15 protein-coding genes are annotated in these 21,614 nt (G+C 32.1%); 8 read left to right on the top strand and 7 right to left on the bottom strand.

The window, feature by feature from the left end; all coding sequences use genetic code 11:
• Window positions 1–113 precede the first annotated feature (113 nt).
• The 3 genes from AA088_RS16700 (at window position 114) to AA088_RS17830 (ending at window position 5,201) form a co-directional block, all read left to right on the top strand.
• Entirely contained in the window at window positions 114–2,090 is a 1,977-nt protein-coding gene (locus tag AA088_RS16700) for an alpha-ketoacid dehydrogenase subunit alpha/beta (protein WP_046746185.1), read from the top strand.
• A gap of 138 nt (window positions 2,091–2,228) precedes the next feature.
• Window positions 2,229–2,969: a LytTR family DNA-binding domain-containing protein gene (locus AA088_RS16695; RefSeq protein ID WP_046746184.1), complete on the top strand. Its 741-nt coding sequence runs from the start codon at window positions 2,229–2,231 to the stop codon at window positions 2,967–2,969.
• Window positions 2,970–3,116: 147 nt separating this feature from the next.
• Entirely contained in the window at window positions 3,117–5,201 is a 2,085-nt protein-coding gene (locus AA088_RS17830) for a DUF2306 domain-containing protein (RefSeq protein WP_052752942.1), read from the top strand.
• A gap of 68 nt (window positions 5,202–5,269) precedes the next feature.
• Here the strand turns inward: AA088_RS17830 and AA088_RS16685 are convergent, their stop codons facing one another.
• Window positions 5,270–6,196: a M23 family metallopeptidase gene (locus tag AA088_RS16685; RefSeq protein WP_046746183.1), complete on the bottom strand. Its 927-nt coding sequence runs from the start codon at window positions 6,194–6,196 to the stop codon at window positions 5,270–5,272.
• 210 nt (window positions 6,197–6,406) lie between these two features.
• Window positions 6,407–7,282, bottom strand: coding sequence for a M50 family metallopeptidase (locus AA088_RS16680; protein WP_046746182.1), 876 nt, complete (start codon window positions 7,280–7,282; stop codon window positions 6,407–6,409).
• A gap of 313 nt (window positions 7,283–7,595) precedes the next feature.
• Here AA088_RS16680 and AA088_RS16675 point away from each other — a divergent pair, with 313 nt between their 5' ends.
• Window positions 7,596–8,750, top strand: coding sequence for an endonuclease/exonuclease/phosphatase family protein (locus tag AA088_RS16675; RefSeq protein ID WP_046746181.1), 1,155 nt, complete (start codon window positions 7,596–7,598; stop codon window positions 8,748–8,750).
• Between the two features lie 59 nt (window positions 8,751–8,809).
• Here the strand turns inward: AA088_RS16675 and AA088_RS16670 are convergent, their stop codons facing one another.
• Complete coding sequence (locus AA088_RS16670; RefSeq protein WP_162199697.1) at window positions 8,810–9,622, bottom strand: hypothetical protein; 813 nt, start codon at window positions 9,620–9,622, stop codon at window positions 8,810–8,812.
• Window positions 9,623–9,795: 173 nt separating this feature from the next.
• On the opposite strand from AA088_RS16670, the gene AA088_RS16665 reads away from it, so the two are divergent.
• Entirely contained in the window at window positions 9,796–10,689 is an 894-nt protein-coding gene (locus AA088_RS16665; RefSeq protein ID WP_046746179.1) for an EamA family transporter, read from the top strand.
• Window positions 10,690–10,693: 4 nt separating this feature from the next.
• Here AA088_RS16665 and AA088_RS17825 read toward each other — a convergent pair whose 3' ends face one another.
• Window positions 10,694–12,706 carry a sensor histidine kinase gene (locus AA088_RS17825; protein ID WP_157547315.1) on the bottom strand — a complete coding sequence of 671 codons (2,013 nt, stop codon included), beginning with the start codon at window positions 12,704–12,706 and terminating at the stop codon, window positions 10,694–10,696.
• 494 nt (window positions 12,707–13,200) lie between these two features.
• On the opposite strand from AA088_RS17825, the gene AA088_RS16655 reads away from it, so the two are divergent.
• Entirely contained in the window at window positions 13,201–15,723 is a 2,523-nt protein-coding gene (locus AA088_RS16655) for a DEAD/DEAH box helicase (RefSeq protein WP_046746178.1), read from the top strand.
• Window positions 15,724–15,983: 260 nt separating this feature from the next.
• Here AA088_RS16655 and AA088_RS17820 read toward each other — a convergent pair whose 3' ends face one another.
• Window positions 15,984–16,703, bottom strand: a complete 720-nt coding sequence (locus AA088_RS17820; RefSeq protein ID WP_157547313.1) for a DUF6090 family protein — start codon at window positions 16,701–16,703, stop codon at window positions 15,984–15,986.
• 103 nt (window positions 16,704–16,806) lie between these two features.
• Here AA088_RS17820 and AA088_RS16645 point away from each other — a divergent pair, with 103 nt between their 5' ends.
• Together AA088_RS16645 and AA088_RS16640 are read left to right on the top strand one after the other, a co-directional pair.
• Entirely contained in the window at window positions 16,807–18,021 is a 1,215-nt protein-coding gene (locus AA088_RS16645; protein WP_046746177.1) for a multidrug effflux MFS transporter, read from the top strand.
• Between the two features lie 57 nt (window positions 18,022–18,078).
• Entirely contained in the window at window positions 18,079–20,256 is a 2,178-nt protein-coding gene (locus AA088_RS16640; RefSeq protein WP_046746176.1) for a T9SS type A sorting domain-containing protein, read from the top strand.
• A 41-nt stretch (window positions 20,257–20,297) separates the two neighbouring features.
• On the opposite strand, the gene AA088_RS16635 is transcribed toward AA088_RS16640, so the two are convergent.
• Together AA088_RS16635 and AA088_RS16630 are read right to left on the bottom strand one after the other, a co-directional pair.
• Window positions 20,298–21,086: a tRNA pseudouridine synthase A gene (locus AA088_RS16635; RefSeq protein WP_046746175.1), complete on the bottom strand. Its 789-nt coding sequence runs from the start codon at window positions 21,084–21,086 to the stop codon at window positions 20,298–20,300.
• Window positions 21,087–21,104: 18 nt separating this feature from the next.
• The gene (locus AA088_RS16630) at window positions 21,105–21,488 is read right to left on the bottom strand and encodes a hypothetical protein (RefSeq protein WP_046746174.1); all 384 of its coding nucleotides are present in this window, start codon (window positions 21,486–21,488) and stop codon (window positions 21,105–21,107) included.
• Between the last annotated feature and the right edge of the window lie 126 nt (window positions 21,489–21,614).

The following is a 21,614-nucleotide window of genomic DNA, read 5'->3' as shown; positions in this document are numbered from 1 at the left end:
AGTTATTAACAATTTTAAAAATTATCCTTTTGTGTTTTGACGAACCATTTTTTTTCTTGAATTTTGAATTTATAATTATGCGGCTTTAACGGCTTGCAACGACCTAACACCAAATGTTATATAATAAAGGAAAACTGAGCAACGAAACGTTGATCTCTTTATACAAGAAAATGCTGAAACCAAGGATGATAGAAGAAAAAATGCTTATTCTTCTTCGTCAAGGAAAAATTTCTAAATGGTTTGGCGGAATTGGACAAGAAGCCATTGCTGTTGGTGTAACATCAGCACTTACTTCAGAAGAATATATTTTACCAATGCACCGAAATTTAGGAGTATTCACTACACGAGAAATTCCATTATATCGTCTTTTTTCGCAGTGGCAAGGAAAAGCCAGTGGATTTACAAAAGGGCGTGATCGTAGTTTTCACTTTGGAACTCAAGAGTATAAAATTGTGGGAATGATTTCTCATCTCGGCCCTCAACTTGGAGTAGCTAGTGGAATTGCTTTGGCAAATACATTGAAGAATAACAAACAAGTGTGTGCTGTATTTACTGGAGAAGGAGGAACAAGTGAAGGCGATTTTCACGAGGCTTTAAATGTGGCTTCCGTGTGGAGTTTACCTGTACTTTTTTGTATTGAGAATAACGGTTATGGACTATCAACGCCTACTCAAGAGCAATATAATTGTGAAAATTTAGCCGATAGAGGGAAAGGCTATGGTATGGAATCGCATATAATTGATGGAAATAATATTCTGGAAGTTTACACAAAAGTATCTGAACTAGCAGAAAGCATGCGAGAAAACCCAAGACCTGTTTTACTAGAATTTAAAACATTCCGTATGCGTGGACATGAAGAAGCGAGCGGAACTAAGTATGTGCCACAAGAGTTAATGGATCATTGGGCAGCTAAAGATCCTGTTGATACATTTCGCAATTATTTGTTGTTTGAAAACCTACTAACAACACAGATTGATGAAGTTTTTAAAGCTGAAATCTCTGCTGAAATCAACGAACATTTACAAAAAGCATTTGATGAAGATAAAATAGCTTCTACTAAAAGTAGTGAATTAAATGACGTATTTCAACCTTCACAATATGAGGAGTTTGAAGTAACCAACGAAACAGAAAATATTCGTTTTGTAGATGCTATTTCTCAAGGATTAAAACAATCAATGGAGCGTCATAGCGACTTGATTATCATGGGGCAGGACATTGCAGAGTATGGAGGTGTTTTTAAAATTACAGACAAGTTCATTAATCATTTTGGGAAAGAACGAGTGCGTAATACACCTATTTGCGAATCTGCTATTGTTTCGGCAGCATATGGAGTGTCTGTTAATGGCATGAAAGCTGTGATGGAGATGCAATTTGCTGATTTTGTTTCTAGTGGATTCAATCCAATCGTCAATTTATTAGCAAAATCTCATTATCGTTGGAATCAGAATGCAGATGTAGTAGTTCGAATGCCGTGCGGAGCAGGTGTTGGAGCAGGACCATTCCATTCACAAACCAACGAAGCTTGGTTTACTAAAACTCCAGGCCTAAAAGTTGTGTATCCAGCTTTTCCATATGACGCTAAAGGCTTATTAGCTACAGCTATTAATGATCCAAATCCTGTGTTGTTCTTTGAGCATAAAGCACTGTATCGTAGTATTTATCAAGATGTTCCAACAGATTATTACACGTTGCCTTTAGGAAAAGCTTCTTTGTTGAAAGAAGGAAACGATATTACAATCATCTCTTTTGGTTCTGCAGTGCATTGGGCTTTAGAAACACTCTCTAATCATGCTCATATCCAAGCAGATGTGATTGACCTTAGAAGTTTACAACCTTTAGATACTGAAGCAATTTACGAATCAGTAAAGAAAACAGGAAAAGCGATTATACTACAAGAAGATTCACTATTTGGAAGTATTTCAAGTGATATTTCAGCAATGATTATGGAAAATTGTTTTGAATACCTAGATGCGCCTGTTAAACGTGTCGCTAGTATGGAAACACCTATTCCGTTTGATCAAGGACTGGAACAGCAGTACTTAGCAAAAAATGATTTTGAAGCTGCATTGCTTGCTATATTAGCATACTAAATAAACTTTTTACGAAAGCATATTGTAAATCCTGATACTTTTTGTTTCAGGATTTTTTTTATGATTGATTACTTTAAAAAAAAAGGGTAACAAATTTTAAAAAGGAATGTCTATTTTTGAACTATCGTATTTGTGCATATGAAACAATTAAACCCTTCTCTTAAACTTCATTTTCTTTTAGGCGTATTCATAAGTGTTTGGATATTTCTATTTGCCTTTTTTATTCGTCCTTTTGAACACGGAACAATGGATTTTGAAAAATGGGTGTATGTAAGTATAGGATTCAGTTTTATTGCGTTTACTTCTTATGGAATCCTTGCATTGGTTCAAAAAAGAATCTACCAAAAAACAAAAATATGGAATGCAAAACTAGAAGTTTTCATGCTTCTACTTTTCTATGTTTTATATACTTTAGGAACGTATTTTTATTATAAAAGTCCATTTGTAGAAGGATTTTATAATTTTTGGACATTTTTTACAGAGATTATTTTAATTGCAGCATTAATTTTGACGCCAATACTAATTCTACTCAGAATTTACGCTTTAAAATTATTACCTAAAAAAAGTGATTTACTTACCATTAAAGGAGAAAATAAATTAGACATACTTAAAATTAGACAATCGTCTTTAATCTGTATTTCCAATTCGCAAAACTATGTTGAGATTTTTTATATAGAAAATGACGAATTACGCTCAAAATTGATTCGCAGTTCTTTAAAAAATATACAATCTAATCTAGAATTTTTAGTGCAAATTCATCGTTCGCACCTAATCAATCCTGTTCATTTCAAAGCATGGAAAGATACCTCTACAATTGAACTTACAAAAATGGAACTTCCTGTGTCTAAAAATTACAAAGAACGTGTATTAGCATTGTGATTTTTGTACCTAAAAAGATATTTTTTATACCTAAACACTCCATTTTTACCTAAAAAATAGGGCTTTGTACCTTCACATACAGATTGCTTACAGAAGTATTCATTTGATTCTATTTTTGCGCATCATCAAATCAAAAAAATAGTAAAAATGAAAAAATTAGTATGGTTCGTTATCATCTGTTTGTGTGTGTATGTAGGAACACATCCAATAAAATATTTCTTTACAGATGAACCTATTGCCTTATTATCTACAAAATCTTCAAAACTTTTAAATGATTTCGTGTATATGACGAGTTTTTATATACACATATTTTTTGGAGGAATCGCTTTACTGATTGGCTGGGTACAGTTTATCGAAAAAATACGCTTAGAACTTCCAAAATTACATCGTGTTATAGGGAAGATTTATGTTGTTTCTATATTTATAAGTGGTCCTGTTGGATTCTATATAGGCTTTTTTGTTCAAGGAGGAATCCTTACTCAAATAGGATTTATATTTGGCGCTTTTATATGGACATTTATCACGTATTTGGCATATAAAGCAATTCGTAAAGGAAATGTTGCTCAGCACAAAGAATTCATGTCATATAGCTACGTAGGAAGCTTTGCAGCAGTTTTATTACGACTAATGTTACCTGTGTTGATTTCAATTACAGGTAGTTTTAAAATAGCCTACGGGTTGTCAGTTTGGCTCAGTTGGATTCCAAGTACACTCATTATATACCTTTTATTTCATAAAAAAGAACAACTCAAACGATTTTATAAACGTTTTTACATTAAAAAAGTAATGATGGGCGTCATAGCTTTGGTAATACTTGCCTTTGCATTGTCATATACAAGTCCGCAAACATGGCTCTACAAAAAAGCAGCTTATGAAGGAACTGAATTTAAGAAAGCAACTTCATTAGAGAAATCAATATTTACTAAAAAACACTTAGAAGAATTTGAATCATTTTTAAAAGAGGAATCAAATACTACAAGTATGATAGTATTGGAAAACGGTAAAGTGGTTTTTGAATATGGAGATGTTTCTGAAATTAGCTACAATGCATCTGTGCGAAAGAGTATTTTGGCAATGTTGTATGGAAAATATGTAACCAATGGAACAATTAATCTAAATGAACCTATTGCTGCTATTGGAATAGATGAAGATGATGGGTTACTTCCTATTGAAAAACAAGCAACAATTAATCATGTATTAACAGCTCGATCAGGAGTATTTCATGTAGCTGCAAATGATGGTTACGATTTGGACAATGTACAACAAAGAGGAAGTCAGCAGCCTGGAAGTTACTTTTTATACAATAATTGGGATTTTAATGTAGCAGGACACATTCTTGCGCAAAAAACAGGAAACACGGTGTATGAAGAATTAGAAAGCCAATTAGCTGTACCATTGGGCTTTCAAGATTGGCATATAGACAATCAGTTTTCATCTTCTAACACAAAAAAATCACGTTATGCTGCTTATCATATGCATCTTTCAACACGTGATATGGCAAAAATTGGACAACTGATGCTGCAAAAAGGAAAGTGGAACGGAACACAATTAATTTCGGAAGATTGGATTCAAAAAATAACAACCCCAGTAACTCCAGTAGATACTGTTTCAAAACGATACAATAGAGATGTATCAAGTCCGGTACAACTTTCCTATGGATACATGTGGTGGCTGTACGAACGGTTTTATGACAACCCAGATTTTGAAGGAGCGTATGCTGCTCATGGGGCTTTTGGGCAATTTATTACAGTTATTCCTAAACGAAATATTGTTATAGTTCATAAAACAACCGTTGATGTATTGACGCTCTTAGGTTGGAGTGAACGAAGCGCTACTTCAGATCCTGAATATTGGTGGCTGTTGCGTAGTTTAATGTTGCACAGAAAACCAATTAGCTCATTGGCAACACAAATGACAACACCTGAAATGATTGAATTTATAAAAAATCAATATGATACAGATTCTGAATATGCTATTTCTGAACGTTTACTCAACGAATATGGACAATTTTTAGCAGAACAAGGAAAATACGAGGAAGCAATTATGTTTTATCAGCTAAACTTACAATTGTATCCATTAGGAGTGTATACCAATAGAACCTACAATTATTATGGCGAAAGTTTGGTTGAACTTGGTAAAAAAGAAGAAGCAAAAAAGATGTTTAAAAAATCTTTAGAAGTATATCCTGCTAATACGCCTGCCACAAAAGCGCTAAAAAATCTGAATAGATAATTGCAAATAAAAAAGAAGGTCTTAATTAATATAGCTTTAAGACCTTCTTTTTTTATATTGTTCGTTTTTTATTGATTCACAATCAACTTTTGTCCGATTCGCAAAGTAGACGTTTTCCGAATAGCGTTGTCTTTACATAATTTTGCTATAGATACATTGTATTTGTTTGAAATTCTAGATAGTGTATCGCCTCTACGAACCGTATAAATTTTCTTTTCATTGGCTCTACTAGCAATGGCTTCTTCTTCAGTAGTACACAATTCAACCTTTGATTTACGTTTAGAATTATGTCTATACGCAGTTGTCCAACGTCGTGTAACCCAAATTTCATCATTTCTAATTTTGTTTTCTTCGTTTGAGAAATCAAATAAATACTCAGGATGAATTTGTACACCTTGATACAAAACTTCTAAATGTAAATGACTTCCACGTGCATTTCCGGTAGTACCACCAAGTCCAATTACTTGCCCTTTTCTCACGGTATCATTTACTTTGACCGCTTGTTGAGATAAATGCGCATATACAGTTTCCAATCCATTAAAATGACGTACTACAACTGTTTTTCCATGTCCAGAGTGATAATTAACATAGCGAACTACGCCATCAAACATAGACATTACTTCATCACCAGTAACTAAATCAATATCAATTCCTTTATGAGGTCTTCGATTTCTCCAACCATAACGAGACGTCACAACTTTTTCCCCAAAAATAGGAGAAGCATAAGTACTATCGTCAAATTTGATTTGAAGCGGATATTCTTTGGTGTGATTTTTATAAGGATTAAAAACCTTTGTATTCCAATGGTCTGTAATCCAATCTTTATCATTATTTCCAGACGCTTCTTGCACAGTTTTAAGAGCATTCAATGCATTTGAAATAATTGGAATGTTTACATCGATAGTGTAAGTTTCAACTTCTAAACTGTCTTTAGTCTGACTTTGTGCGGAAATAGATAGTAAAAGTGCACAAATAATCAAATAAAACGATTTCATATGGTAGTATTCAAATTTAATATTAGCAATAACTAGTTTTAGGATTGCACCTATAACGTAATCTTTTATAAATAATTGTAAGGGATTATTTTTTTTGCAAATTTAATTAAGAGACTGTAAAATTACGTGTATGCTAGTGAAATATTGTAAAATATGTTAGTCTATTTTGAAGATTTTGATGGCTAGTTTAAAAAAGATGACGTAAAAACACTAGTCTTTTAAGTTTCGTAACTGTTCAACTTTATTAGTATACGCTTGAATTTCCTTATTTTTCGAATCTTTTTCTTGTGCTTTTTTAAAAGTCATAAGCGCATTATCATAGTCTTCATGATGTAATTGAGTGTTGCCTAAATTAATAAAATCATCAACCTCAAAACTATTAGAAAAACGTTGAGTATATATCTTTTGAAACTTTTCAGCCTTTTCAAAATCTCCAATCATCAGATACGCATGAATTATCAATCGATAAAAAACTTCATGATCATCACGAATCATTAAAACCTGCTCAAATTTTTGAGCTGCTTGTGTGTAGTTTCCCTGTTTCATCTCTAGTTCGCCAGCTTCGAGCAATTTGTCAATTTTATAATTCTTAAAAATCTGCAACAGTTGTGTGCCATCATTATGCACAACATGACCATCATACAATTCTATAGCAGCCTGATTAGGGATTATATTATGAAGAAAATCCAACGTACAAGAAAAAACCAATGCAAACAATACCAACGTTATAGTGTCACTAAAATTTCCATACAAAAGGAACAACGAAGTACATCCAGCAATGATAAAAGAGAGGAGAGGCCCGCTAATCGTAACCACAAAATTAATCCATAATGGAATCTTTTTTTCATGCATTACACATAATCCGCCTTTCCAATAAAAAAGATTGAATTTAAAAAAACATTCTAGCCGACCTAATTGAAATTTTACAGCTTTTTCAGGATTTCCATAAGACCCTAAATATATAGTCACTTTTTCGTTAGTAAATAATAATGCTGGAATTGCATGCCCTAATTCATGAAAAACGGTTGTCAACAATCGAAAAGTCAACAAAGAACCCATAAAAATAAGTGCTATTGTAGGCGGCATGACGTGAATAGTTTATGTAAATGTACTAGAAAAATATAGGAAATATGTCTATTGTTTCATGATAAGACTATAAATGGCTCATTCGGTTTTTATTTTAACGCGAACGATGAACCGAAAACAAACGTGTTTCGGCTATTTTTTAGGTATAAAGCACTTTTATTCTCTATAAAATAATTTCTTTTATCGTGTATTTCAGTTGTTTACAGATTAAATTATGCTCTACAAACTTATAATTTGTAATTTATGTACGTAAAATCTTTAGTGATGCAACTATAAAGTTTACAAAAAATAAATAGTTAAAAAAGTAATTGATATGTGGTATAATGATGTAAGACCTGATTCTGAGTTGACAAATGATCAATTTTCATTAATTATGCTCGATTCTAAAGAAAACAACTATCAACGTTTACTTACAGACGATGATAAAAAACGTACTATTGAGAATATTATTCGTCTTCAAAAAGGAATTGCCGCTGAAATTCCAGCAAAAAAAGTAGATGATAATATATTACTATGCTCGTGGAATATTAAGAATTTTGGAAAACTTAAAGATCGTACCGCAGAATCACTATACTACATTGCGGAAATAATTAATGCATTTGATATTGTTGCTATTCAAGAAATCAATGGAGATATTGATCATTTTAAAAAAATAATACGACTACTAGGAAGCCATTGGAAATATACCTTGAGTGACGTGACTGAAGGAAGCGCAGGAAATGACGAACGTTTTGGGTTTATATACGATTCGCGACGTGTGACACATTCAGGATTATCTGGTGAAATTGTAATTCCACCTGAATTGATTGCTAACAATCCAATTATTAGTCAATTAAAGAGAACTCCTACGTTTACAGGTTTTGAAAGTGGTTGGAAAAAGTTTTCTATTGTCAGTGTGCATTTACATCCTGGAGAAGATAGCAACTCTAGTGGTCCAAGTGATCATGCCATTCGTAAAGAAGAAGTTCGATTGTTGATGGAAACACTTCAAAAAAAGATAAATAAATTATCATATGAAGATAGAAATATGATTGTATTGGGCGATACAAACTTGTATAAAGAAGATCATGATATTGTGCAATTGCTGAAAGACAAAGGTTTTAAAGAAAGTAATGGATTAGAAGGAAAGTATACCAATACGAGTCTCAATCAAATATACGATCGAATTTTTTTGAGAGTAGGGAAGTACTTTAAAATTGGTAAAAATGATGAAGGTAAGGAAATAGGTGATGTTTTTAACTTATTTAACTATGTATACAAAAACGAACCAGAAGAAATTGAAAAATACCATCAACTAATGAGAACTCATAAAGATAATCCAACTACATTAACTACAAATGCTAAATATAAAAGCTATTTTAACAGGTATTGGAAACGCAATCAAATTAGTGATCATTTGCCAGTTTGGCTTGAAATAAAAACCAATAGTTCTATACGTTTTTTAGAAAGTAAATTACGTAAGCTTTAAAATAAAAAAAGACGCTCTCATTCAAAAAGCGTCTTTATATATTATATGTCTTTTATTTACTATTGACTACAATTTCCACTGATGATATTTTGCTGTGTTGGATTGAATTGATTATCTAACACATTATACACTTCCAAATTAGGATTATTCCCAATAGGATTTTGTAAAATACAATAATTTGTCAATGTATCATTTCCCGTAATAAAAACAGTTGAATTAATGTTAATCAAACCTTCTAAAGCTTCTAACGAAGTAAGCACATCATTGTTTACTATATAAAGCTTAGAAACTTCTACAATATTTTCTAATCCTGCTAATGATGACAAACCACTATTGTTAATCGTTACTTGTGAAAGTGTTTGTGGAGTTATGTTTCCTAAAGCTTCCACAGATGCTAGTGATGGATTATTGAATACAAAAATCAATCCGCCATTATAAAAAACTTGACCTGTATAAAATGTATGACCTGAAATACTTTTCAATCCTTCCAAACCAGTTAAAGAAGTTAAATTTTCGTTATCACTTAGCACCAAACCTGCAACTACTTCTATATTCTCTAAACCTTGTAAAGATGTTAACTGCGGATTGCTTTGTACTTCCAGTTGACTCGCAATTTGTGTCAATCCGTTCAAAGGAGACAAATCTGTAATATCTGACGGGACAGGTATATGAGTATCGCTCCAACGATCACCAATATTCAAAAAACCATTAATGACAGTATAACCTTGTGTCCCAAACGCATCCACATCTGCTTGCGTTCGTAATATTACATTACCATTATATACAATTAATGGTGCTGGTTGTGTCATGGTATCTGGTGTACAGCCAATCCCTAATGAAATTAGAAAAATTACCAATAGTAGTTTTTTCATAATGAATTTTGGTTTTATCTTAATAAGATACATTTTTTTTGAATAGTTGCGTTAAATGATGAAAAATTACAAAAATTAACAAAAAACTTAAAAAAAATAGTGCAGAGAAGTGGTGCAAAATTTAGCTAAATATATAAAAACAAGGTTGTACCTTTGCGCTTTATTTATAGCTCATGAAACCAACCTCTTCCAAAGCACTTATCATTTTAGCTTTCATAGCAATCTATATAATATGGGGAAGCACCTACTTACTAAATAAAATTGCGGTTTCTGAGTTACCGCCATTTTTTTTAGCTTCTATTCGCTTTTTTTGTGCTAGTATTTTGTTGTTTATCATTGCCAAAGCCTCTGGAAAAAAGATAGGAATTACCAAAAAGCAATTCTTAAACTCTTTATTGGTTGGATTTCTTTTCATGGTATATGGAAATGGTGTGTTTGTATGGGCATTAAAATATGTTGATAGCGGATTTGCGGCTTTATTAGCTTCTACGCAACCGTTATTTGTATTGCTTTTAATGCGATTGATGGATAATAAGAAAATGCAGAAAAAATCCATCATTGGGATTACATTGGGTATTTTAGGAATGTATCTTTTGGTAAGCCAACGAGCGTTGGTTACAGATGAAGGAACCTTACTTGGAATTTTTATGATATTTACCTGTGTTATTGGTTGGAGTTATGCTAGTGTATATGTTTCAAAAGCTGATATTCCAAAAAATCACTTGGTTAGTACGGGTTACCAAATGCTCATTGCAAGTGTCTTATTGGCGGTATTAAGTGTATCTTTTGATGAAACATGGATTTCTCCACTAGATTGGACTAAAAATGTACAAATTTCAATGTTTTTACTCGTCATTTTTGGAAGTATTGTAGCATTTACAGCGTTCAATTATTTACTTAAGGAAGTTTCTACAGAAAAAGTAGCAACTTCAGCATATGTTAATCCGGTAGTCGCTTTATTTTTAGGCTGGTATGTTTTAAATGAACAACTTACCACACAATCGTTAATTGCTGCTAGTATATTGTTAATTGGAGTATATTTTATCACTTCCCGAAAAAGACGATAATATTTTAAGCTCTCCACGTAAAGGTAATTGTAGTGCCCAATCCTTTATCTGAATCAACAGAAATAACACCGTAATTTTCTGTAACAATTTTCTTTACGATAGAAAGTCCAATTCCTGTGCTTTCTACTTCATTGTTTACAGTAAGTTGGCTAAACATTTCAAAGATTTTTGTATGGTACTTTGCTTCAATTCCAGGACCATTATCGCGAACTTTAAACTCGTATTCATGTTGTTTTTTTGAAAACGAAATATCAATAATAGCCTGCGCTTGATCGTTATGCTTAATCGCATTTTGAATGAGGTTCTGAAAAACATGTTCTAGCTGAACTTTATTTGTATGAATCTCCACATCTTTAGGTAAATTCACAACGTGTTTTTGCTCTGCATTGACAATAGAAACAATTTCTAGCAACATATCGTTCAACTGAAATGTCTCTTTAACTTTTTTGCCTTTTGTGATTTTTGAATACTCTAGCAAATCGTTGATAAGCGCATACATTTTAGATACTCTACCTTTTAACAATCCAAAACTTTGCGTTACTTCTTCATTATGAATTTCCTCTAAATCTTCTTCAATAAAAGAAACAAGCGTATTTATGGCAATTAAAGGAGCTTTTAAGTCGTGTGATACAATATGATTAAAACTATCGAGTTCAGCATTCATTTTTTCTAAATGACGAACATTATCTTTCAATTTCGTATTTACGTCTGCCAATTCTTTCGATTTGAATGAAATCTGTTCTTTTTGTTTTATAGCAAGTTCTTTGGCTTTTTCCAGTGCACGTAGCGAATCTGCAAAACGCATCATCAATAACATCGAGAGTAATAAAAAGACCAAAATATAGCCTAAATTCACATAAATGATAGTATTTCCATCCGTATTTAAAAAAATAAAAATATGAGCAAAAAAGATAAACGAAGCGAGTAATGTACTTGTTAATACCAGCATTGATTCGTGTCGTTTACTTGCAATTGCTTTTATAATGACAAAAAAGATATACATCAAATTGATGATCATTAGTAGTAAAAAGGGGAGAACCAATCGAGTAAAATGTGGTGCAGGTAGAAAAATGGCCAATATGCACAGTAAATAAAAGCTGTACTTGCTAATTTTAGCATATACTTTATGGACAAAATTGTAGAAAATGCTATAGAAAAAGAAACTTGCTGCATATCCTGCTAAAAACAAGGCAATATATTCTATCGTAGTCAATAAAGTCCAACTTGCCGTTGGGAAAAGCTTGGCAAACGGCGCATAGCGATCGTTCAGTGCCATATATGATAATGAAAGACACAGAATGGCAAAATATAAAACGGCACGATCTTTATTCCAATACAACAGAAAAAATAGTAAGAAGAAAAGGCCAATCAATGTCAAACTTCCAATAAAGGTCATATCAGAAGCAACACGTTTAAACTTTACCTCAGAAAAATGATTACTTTTTCCTAAAAGTAATGGCATATCAATTCCTCCTTTATGATGATAGAAGTTTGCTACTTGAATTACGATTTCAAATTGCGTTTCTTCAGAATTCAGAGGAATTATCTGTGCGTATCTACGATGTATTGTTTCAGCACGCGTTGTTCCAACATGGCCTATTTCAGAAATAAGTTTTCCGTTAATCCAAGTTTTGGCAGAAGCATAGGTCGCTGGTATATACAGCGAAAGATACGGACGATTTTTAGGGATAGAAAACGTACGACGATAAGTGGCATACCCAAAAGAGGGCAATGTTTTCTGTGTAGTATCTTTGTATTCAGTCCAATTGGTTAGTGAAACTGTACTAAATGAAGAGTTTGTATTAAATTGTCCTGGTTCTAAGAGTTGATTCCAATAAAATTGCCAAGAATCAGCAATTGGAATTTCTGTAGTATCTTCAGTAAAAATAGTTGGAGTCGTATTTGAAATTGTTTCATTTTGAAAGCCAAACACATACAATGAACTCAACAAAAACAAACACATACAAGTAATTTGCTTTGCAGAAACTTTCGTGAGCAGTACATTATTAAGTAACAAAATGCTTCGGGACAATTTTACTAGTTATTCAAACTAGCAAAGTAATTAATAAAAATGACTTTTGGAAATTAAATACTAATGACTATTTCTACTTAAAAAATGTTCATGAACCAAGTACAAAATACTCTAAAGAAAATTCTAAAGGTTCTGGGATATATAGCATAATATCATTATGGTTTACAAATACGACAATTGTGCTATTTTTCTATATATAATATATGTATTATAATGTACTTGCGTTATGAAACTTTGCTTTGGTAAAAGCGAAGTTTCATTATATACTTTTTCTATAAAAGTTTTTACTTAAAGTTTCTTCACGAAAGGTAATGGAACAATTTTTACACAAGCGATGCCTGCACTGAGTTTGCCGAAGTGTAGGAGCGAAGTGGAATAGTTGTGGAATGATATAAATACTAAAAATTTAATTAAAATGTAAGATATTTAATTACTAATAATTAGTATTTTTATGCTTATAAGTTAAGAATAAACATATAATGATGAACATATTTAAAAAGAAATTAGAAGATACTACACCCAAAGAATTAAACTTTGAACCAACTGAATTATTTCAAACGTTATTTCATAAAGAAGGTTATGCATATTTGAGAGGAATTCAAGAAGAAGTTTTAAATTCTTGGCATAATATAAGAAATCAAAGAGATGTTCTATGTAAGATGAATACAGGCTCTGGTAAAACATTAGTTAGTCTATTAATGCTTTATTCTAAAATGGTTGAAGGAGTAGGAACTAGCCTTTATTTATGCCCAGATAAGCAACTTTTAGAACAAGCTAAAATACAAGCTAATTTATATGGAATTCCTGTTTGTGAAGTTGAAAAACATGATAATAGAAATATTTTTCCCGATGATTTTTTAAATTCTAAGGCAATTTTGTTATGTACATTTCAAAAATTATTTAATTCACGTTCAATATTTGATAGAGATAACATTGATGTAGGATCAATAGTCATAGATGATGCTCATGTGTGTTTAGATATTGCTAGAACTGCTACAACAATATCAATTTCCTTTGAACATGATTTAAGCAAAAGACTTCTAAAATTATTTGAAGATGATTTAAAGTATCAGGCGCCAGGCACATATCATCGACTCATTCAAGGTGATCCATATGCTAAAATATTGAAAGTCCCTTATTGGTCTTGGTTAACAAGAAATAATGAACTTATTGAATTGATTGGAGAATTTAGTAATGATGATGAACTATATTTTAAATGGGGATTAATAGCCGATGATTTGGAATCATATGATTGCTATATTGGTCCTAAGGGCATAGAGATAGCTCCTTCTTATGTTCCTTATCATAATGTTAGAGCCTTTAATGAAGCCAAACATAGGTATATACTCTCTGCAACATTTGAAGACCAAATAGACTTAATTAAAGATCTAGGGATTGATAAAGATAGTATTAAGAATGCTTTAATACCAAGAGATAGAAAAGATGTAGGTCAAAGATTAATTCTAGCTCCCCAAAGATTTGATTCTAGGATTACTGATGAACAAATTATGTCTTTAGCCAAGGATTATTCAGAATCAGGAATTAATGTTATGGTGCTTACTCCTTCTTGGGAAAGAGCTAATAAATGGGAAGAGGTTGGTGCTGAAATAATAAATAATGATAGCATAAATACTAATATAGATAAATTGAAATCTCAAAAAGGATTATTTTATGTTTTAGTAAATCGTTATGATGGCGTTGATTTAAATGGAGATATGTGTAGAGTACTAATTTTAGATGGTTATCCTTCATTTAGCTCTTATGAACAATTATATGCAGAATTAAGATTGGAGTCAGTAAAAGCATCTTTAAAAGCTCAAATAATAGAACAAGGACTTGGGCGAGCAGTAAGATCAGGTAGTGATTACTGTACGGTTTATTTAATGGGTAAAGATTTATTACAATTTGTTGGTAACAAATCTAATCTACAATATTTTACACCTGTTACACGTAGACAACTAAAATTAGGTTTATCTCTCTTAGACGGAGAGTCAAAAACTAATTCTTTAGAAACTATTAAACAAACTGCAAATTTATGTCTTATTCAAGATATGAGTTGGAGAGAATACCATTCAGGAATTTTGTCAGAAGTTGAAGTTGATAAAAATGATAGTAGAATAGTTAAAAACCTAGAAATAGCTTATGTAGAGTCATTGGCAATGCAAAAATATAGAAGAAGAGATTATGAAGGAGCATCCAATATAATTCTAGAAAGTATTATAAATTCAAATGATTTAACAAGTAAGCAAAAAGGTTGGTATTTTGAAAAATCTGCTAATTATTTATATCTTAATAATGCTCCAAAATCAAATGATCTTCAACTTAAAGCCTCTATGACAACATCACACATGTTGCAATCGAAAAATGGTCATAATTATACTAAAATAATGGCTAATGAGGAACAGTCGTCACAAGTATTAAATTTTGTAAAAAGATTTGAAACCTCTCAAGATTTTAAAATGTATTTTGAAAGCCTCATGGAAGACCTTCATTTTAGTCAAGATATTCCTCACACAAAATTTGAGAACTCACTAGCGGAAGTAGGTAGACTTATAGGGTTCTATACTCAAGAACCAGAAGCAGAGTTTGGAAATGGACCAGATGTACTTTGGGTTATGACTGACAATCATTACTTAATCTTAGAGGCAAAGTCAAGAGCTATTCATGATAAAATTACTCGAGATAATATAAATCAATTATTAGGTTCTGGAGAATGGTTTAAAAAATTATATGGTCCATCAGCTATATATAACTTAGTGACTCTTCAACCTCCTAATATTAAAGGTTGGAATGTAAATTCTAGTCCGGAAACTAGAGTAATAGATGAAAACTCATTAAATTTATTTAAAGTAATATTAAGACAATTTGTTGATGGGATTATAAATTATGGATGTTTTTCTGCATCAAATCAGGAAATAAGTAATTTGTTAGTTAATCTAGGTTTAACTCCTAGTGCTTTCAGAAAAAAATATTTAAAACCTGTTAAATTAAAAAAGGGTTGATTTTGATGTAATATAACTTTAGTTGAAGAATAACTATAATTTAATTCACTCAAACTTCCCAGTTCCATAATTAACACGTTTTTTAAAATCTATAATTTCGTCTTTAAGTTTCTTATTAGCATTTTCGATAAGTTCATTTTGAATTTTTATAATGCGCAATAAATCGTGAATTGCATTCAAGTTCTAAATATATAATACATGTATTATAATTTATATTATGTTAAATAGTAATATTGACACTAAAATAATAAAACCTCTTTCTAGTCTTCTATTCGTTGTAATGATTCTTTGTATTTGAGTAAATTCTTTTTTAATTCTGAAATGATACTCCCATATCCATTTACATATAAAAAACGTAAAGATGCCATGCGAGCTTTGTGTTGTGTATTGGTTAAGACATAATTTATACAATCCTCTTTACAAATTAAATCTGTAATGAAATCTGCATACCAATCTTGTGTGCGTTCAATTTCTTTTAAATTTTCAGTAATTGTTTCAAAAATTAATTTTTCTACAGATTTTATTTCTTCTAAGTGAATTTTGTAAACAGAACTTAAATTTAATAATTGTTCAGAAGCTTTTGATTGATTCAAATTTGCATTATCTATCATATTTATAACATGTGTATTCATATCCATGGTATTCACTTTAAACAACAAGGTTTCAATCACACTTCCTCTTTTTAATTTGCTTTTATCATGCTCTTTATCTAAAATATTCAAGTAGTTATTTTGTAAGGTATCTAACTGTTTTTCATATGATTCAATAGCTACGATATCTTCTATAAGCTGGTTGATTACATTTTCTCTCAATTCTATGTTTGCCTGATTTAATTGATTTTGCTGATTCCAATTGTTAATACCAACAGCAATTAAAATACCTATCACGACTAAAATAATTTCTCCAAAGGCATATTTTACATATTTCTTGATATTTTTCCCATTCATGGACTTTGAGCGTTCTTTTTTAAAAATTTTCATGACAAACAATCTACAACGAATATACTAAATCTGTTCATACATATTTAACAAACCTTTTGCATTAAAAATACAGTTCCTCGTATAGAAGCCGTATTTTTGCACAATGTTTTCAAAAAATCAATCCCAAACAGAGTTCATTATATTAATGGCTTCGTTAATGTCGATCGTAGCACTTTCTATCGACGCTATTTTGCCTGCTCTAGAAGCTATTGGAATTACAGTTGGTACTGCTGATTCTACTCAAAATCAATTATTGATTACCATGATTTTCTTAGGGTTAGGCTGTGGGCAATTGATTTTTGGCCCATTATCAGATAGCATTGGTCGTAAACCTGTTATTTATATTGGTTTTGGTGTATTTGTCATTGCGAGTTTTATTTGTGTAACTGCCAAAAGCATGGAACTTATGGTTTTTGGTAGGATTCTTCAAGGAATTGGACTCTCGGCACCAAGAACAATCAGTATAGCCATGGTGCGAGATAGTTTTAGCGGTGATTATATGGCAAAAATTATGTCGTTTATTGTAGCTATTTTTATTCTAGTTCCTGTGATTGCTCCTGCACTTGGAAAGCTTATGTTGGACTCTTTTGGCTGGAAATCCATCTTTAATAGTCAATTAATTTTTGGTTTATTCATCATGATTTGGCTCTGGAAACGTCAACCCGAAACACTTCATCCAAAGAATAAGATAAGACTATCTAAATCATTATTTATTAATGGATTAAAAGAGTTTATAAAATTTAAAACCTCAATTGCTTTCACTCTAATTTCTGGGTTAATTACAGGCTCTTTTATGGTATACTTAAGTGCTTCTCAAGAAATATTTCAAAATCAATATGGTCTTGTAGAAGAGTTTCCTTTCATTTTTGCAGCACTAGCAATTTCAGTAGGTTTTGCCACATTTTTAAACGGAACTTTGGTTTTAAAATATGGAATGTACAAAATGGTACGTGCATTTATGATTGCATTTACTACAATACCTATTCTATATTTATTATTTTTTTACGGTACAACAAATCCAAGTGTATACATCTTGGTCTCTTTTTTTGGGTTGCAATTTTTTTCCATAGGATTCCTCTTCGGAAATCTTCGGTCATTAGCCATGCAGCCTGTAGGACATATTGCTGGAATTGGCGCTGCTATCAATGGGTTTGTATCAACAGTTATGGCAGTTCCCATTGCTACTTACATTGGTGGTTTTGTTAAAAATACTGCTTCTCCTCTATTTGTCGGATTCTTAATTTGCGGGAGTTGTTCCTTAATGATTTTAGGAATGCTTAAAAGAATAGTAAAAACTACTTCACTATCAACCTCATAGTTTGTATAAAAATAATCTTTTAATTAAGTTTACGGTATAACCTCGATACCCTAAAAAATGAAAAAGATTATTATCTTCTTTTTGTGGAGTTTTTTACTTTCCATTCCAGTGGTTCAAGCCCAACATTCTGTAGCACGTGAATGGAATGAAGAATTATTGAACGCTATTCGTAATGATTTTGCTCGTCCTACAGTTCACGCTCGTAATTTATTCCACAGCGCCATCGTGATGTACGATTCTTGGGCAGTATTTACCTCTAATGAAACCTTGTTTTTAGGAAAAAATTTCGGGAATTATACATGCAATTTTAATGGAATTACAACACCTACCGATGTAGCTGCAGCTCAACATGAAATGATGAGCTATGCTATGTATCGTTTATTAAATCATCGATTTGCAAGCTCTCCCGGAGCTTCTTCTTCTTTAGCATCTATTCAAACACTGTTTCAGTCGTATGGATACGATAGTAACTTTACATCTACAGATTATAGCGCAGGTTCGTATGCTGCACTTGGAAATTACCTCGCTAATGAAATCATTAATTTTGGTTTGCAAGATGGTTCAAATGAGCAAAATGATTATGCAAACCAATTTTATTCGCCTTCCAATAACCCGTTAATTTTACAAACGTATCAAGACAATACAAACATCCAACCCAATAAATGGCAACCTTTGGCATTTAATGTATACATTGATCAAAGTGGAAACGTTTTTCCTACCAATGTACCTGCATTCTTAAGTCCAGAATGGGGACAAGTAACTCCTTTTGCCTTAAAAGCAGAAGATTTGCAAATTATTAACGAAGGATTTAATTGTTATGTATACAATAATCCTGGACCACCAGAATATATTCAAAATTCTAATGAAGATGGTATTGATGATCCATATAAGTGGCATTTTACTTTAGTATCGGTTTGGTCTTCACACTTAGATCCTGCCGATAATACTATGATTGATATTTCTCCAGCTTCGTTAGGGAATTTAGATCCAACCGCTTTTCCTGATACTTTTGCAGAATACAAACAATTTTACGACCTGCTTTTGGGTGGCGATCCTAGTACAGGACATGCATTAAATCCTGTGACGAATCAGCCCTATACTCCACAAATGGTAAAAAAAGCGGACTACGCTCGTGTATTGGCAGAATTTTGGGCAGACGGGCCAGATTCAGAAACGCCTCCAGGACATTGGTTCACTATCATGAATTATGTAAATGACCATGCATTACTTGTAAAACGTTGGAACGGAACAGGCCCAATATTAGACGACTTGCAATGGGATGTAAAATCGTATTTAACTTTAGGCGGAGCAATGCACGATGCAGCTGTAAACACTTGGGGAATAAAAGGATATTATGATTACATTCGTCCAATTTCAGCCATTCGTTATATGGCAGGAAAAGGACAAAGCTCTGATGCTTCCTTACCTAGTTATGATCCGCATGGTTTGCCATTAATTCCTGGTTATATTGAATTAATTCAAACCGGCGATCCACTTGCTGGTACAAATGATGAAAATGTAGGGAAAATTAAAGTATATGCTTGGAAAGGCCCTGATTATATCAATGATCCTACGCAAGATATTGCTGGTGTCGATTGGATTTTAGGAACACGTTGGTGGCCCTATCAACGAGGAACTTTTGTAACACCTCCTTTTGCAGGGTATCTTTCAGGACATTCTACTTTTTCTAGAGCTGCAGCAGAAGTATTGACATTAATTACTGGCGATGCCTATTTTCCTGGTGGAATGGGAACTTTTGACATTCCTCAAGATAATTTCTTGGCATTTGAGCGCGGACCTAGTGCGCCATTCACATTGCAATGGGCAACGTATCGTGATGCTTCTGACCAAACAAGTTTATCAAGAATTTGGGGAGGAATTCATCCACCTATTGATGATATAAGAGGGCGAATTATAGGGATTAAAATTGGAGAAGATGCTTTTGAAAAAGCAAACTTATTATTCAACGGATTATTAAGCACTGAAGAATTTGATGTTGAAAATGCACGCTTGTATCCTATTCCATTTAAAAACCAACTGACTATTGAAGCGACTAATGAGCAAATAAAAACATTTGAATTGTATGCCATCGATGGGCGTTTATTGTTTTCTGAAACAGTGTATTCTACTCAAAAAACAATACAACTGCCTACATTGCAAACAGGAATGTATTTTGCAAAGGCATATAATACTACCGGGAAATTAATCTTGCAGAAAAAAGTAATTCACGAGTAATTCTATATTTTAAAAATTTGATGATTTTGAGAATGCGTCAATCACTTCTCTTTTAGAATCATTTTATTTAAAATTAATCCTGAAGCTGGGGCAATGTAGTTTACTTCCAAGTCTGAATTAGGCTGTAAAGAACGTTGAATAAAATCTAAATCGAGTTCATGTTTTCCTAACAAAATAAGTGTCCCCATCATCATACGAATTTGATGACGCTTAAACCCTTCTCCTTTTACACGAAGGAGGTAACTTGTTTCTGGAAAAAAGTTAGCTGTAAAAAGGTTGTTTTCAATAATTTCACAAAGGGCAATTGTTCCTTCAAGTACTGTATGTTCTGTAGGTTTGTAGCAATACGTTTTTAAGTAGTGAGTTCCTTCAAAGAGCTTTGCTCCTTTTTTCATTAATTCAATATCCAAATTACCTAAAACATTAGTCATATATGGCGCTGCAAATGGATGGTATTTTTCACCAAAAGCAAATAAGTATACATACTCTTTTACTTTTGGATGTTGAATAATGTTGAATTTTTCATCTGTTTCTATAATGTCTAATACCCGAATATCTTGTGGTAAATTTTTATCAAATAAAGGTAAAAATGCTTCTATATCCAGTTTTTCATTATCTAAAAATAGCTCAATCAAAATTTCATTAGCAGATACTTTTGCATCTGTTCTTCCTGCAGCTAATAATTTAAAATTTTTATGACCAAATACGTAGGCCAACGTGCGTTCTGTCATACGTTGAACCGTATTCACATCTGGTTGTTTTTGCCATCCGTGATAGCGAAATCCTAAGTATTGAAGTGTAAGTAAGTAGTAATAGCGTTTTCGTTTCAAAAGAACCTTTTTTCAGTTTTAAGCTGCTTTAAAAAGAATAAAACTCAATAAAAATAAAATAATTGGAATTGCCCAAAGCTTCCAGACATCCGTTGGCTTGGTACTTTCTTTAATTGCTTTATTTTTAATTTGCAACATGCGTTTCCCATTAAAATACAACGAATTAAACAAATACAATACAATCCAAACTAAAACAATATAAAAAATAGGCGTATATATTTCATAAAAGCGTAAAAAACTACTGCGAGTAGCTTTGATTAATACGACACACAATACCAGTAATAAACTCAATTGTAGTATAGAAATATAAATGGTTGCCAAACTCATCAATTGTTGATGTTTCCGCTTTTTAGGTTGTGCTTTATAGCTTAGAATCGTTTTATAAAATAATTGCTCAAACATGCTGTGTTTTCAATACTGCAATGATACGGATTTTTTTTGGTTGCGAGCATTATTCATGCTGCTACTATTCCATGCGTATTCAATCAATACGGTTCAGCAATGGTGTGTACCCCTCAATAAACCCAT

This window comes from Kordia zhangzhouensis (assembly GCF_001005305.1).
Lineage (GTDB): Bacteria > Bacteroidota > Bacteroidia > Flavobacteriales > Flavobacteriaceae > Kordia > Kordia zhangzhouensis.
Note: the sequence above shows the minus strand (reverse complement) of the source record. Positions and strands in the feature narration are given on the sequence as shown.

Excerpts from the sequence above, each read along its gene's own strand:
- AA088_RS17820 (WP_157547313.1), bottom strand. The coding sequence starts at position 16,703 with ATGAAAATTTTTAAAAAAGAACGCTCAAAGTCCATGAATGGGAAAAAT.
- AA088_RS16665 (WP_046746179.1), top strand. The coding sequence starts at position 9,796 with ATGAAACCAACCTCTTCCAAAGCACTTATCATTTTAGCTTTCATAGCA.
- AA088_RS16680 (WP_046746182.1), bottom strand. The coding sequence starts at position 7,282 with ATGCCGCCTACAATAGCACTTATTTTTATGGGTTCTTTGTTGACTTTT.
- AA088_RS17830 (WP_052752942.1), top strand. The coding sequence starts at position 3,117 with ATGAAAAAATTAGTATGGTTCGTTATCATCTGTTTGTGTGTGTATGTA.
- AA088_RS16645 (WP_046746177.1), top strand. The coding sequence starts at position 16,807 with ATGTTTTCAAAAAATCAATCCCAAACAGAGTTCATTATATTAATGGCT.
- AA088_RS16700 (WP_046746185.1), top strand. The coding sequence starts at position 114 with ATGTTATATAATAAAGGAAAACTGAGCAACGAAACGTTGATCTCTTTA.
- AA088_RS16630 (WP_046746174.1), bottom strand. The coding sequence starts at position 21,488 with ATGTTTGAGCAATTATTTTATAAAACGATTCTAAGCTATAAAGCACAA.
- AA088_RS16655 (WP_046746178.1), top strand. The coding sequence starts at position 13,201 with ATGATGAACATATTTAAAAAGAAATTAGAAGATACTACACCCAAAGAA.
- AA088_RS16670 (WP_162199697.1), bottom strand. The coding sequence starts at position 9,622 with ATGAAAAAACTACTATTGGTAATTTTTCTAATTTCATTAGGGATTGGC.
- AA088_RS16675 (WP_046746181.1), top strand. The coding sequence starts at position 7,596 with ATGTGGTATAATGATGTAAGACCTGATTCTGAGTTGACAAATGATCAA.
- AA088_RS16640 (WP_046746176.1), top strand. The coding sequence starts at position 18,079 with ATGAAAAAGATTATTATCTTCTTTTTGTGGAGTTTTTTACTTTCCATT.
- AA088_RS16685 (WP_046746183.1), bottom strand. The coding sequence starts at position 6,196 with ATGAAATCGTTTTATTTGATTATTTGTGCACTTTTACTATCTATTTCC.
- AA088_RS16695 (WP_046746184.1), top strand. The coding sequence starts at position 2,229 with ATGAAACAATTAAACCCTTCTCTTAAACTTCATTTTCTTTTAGGCGTA.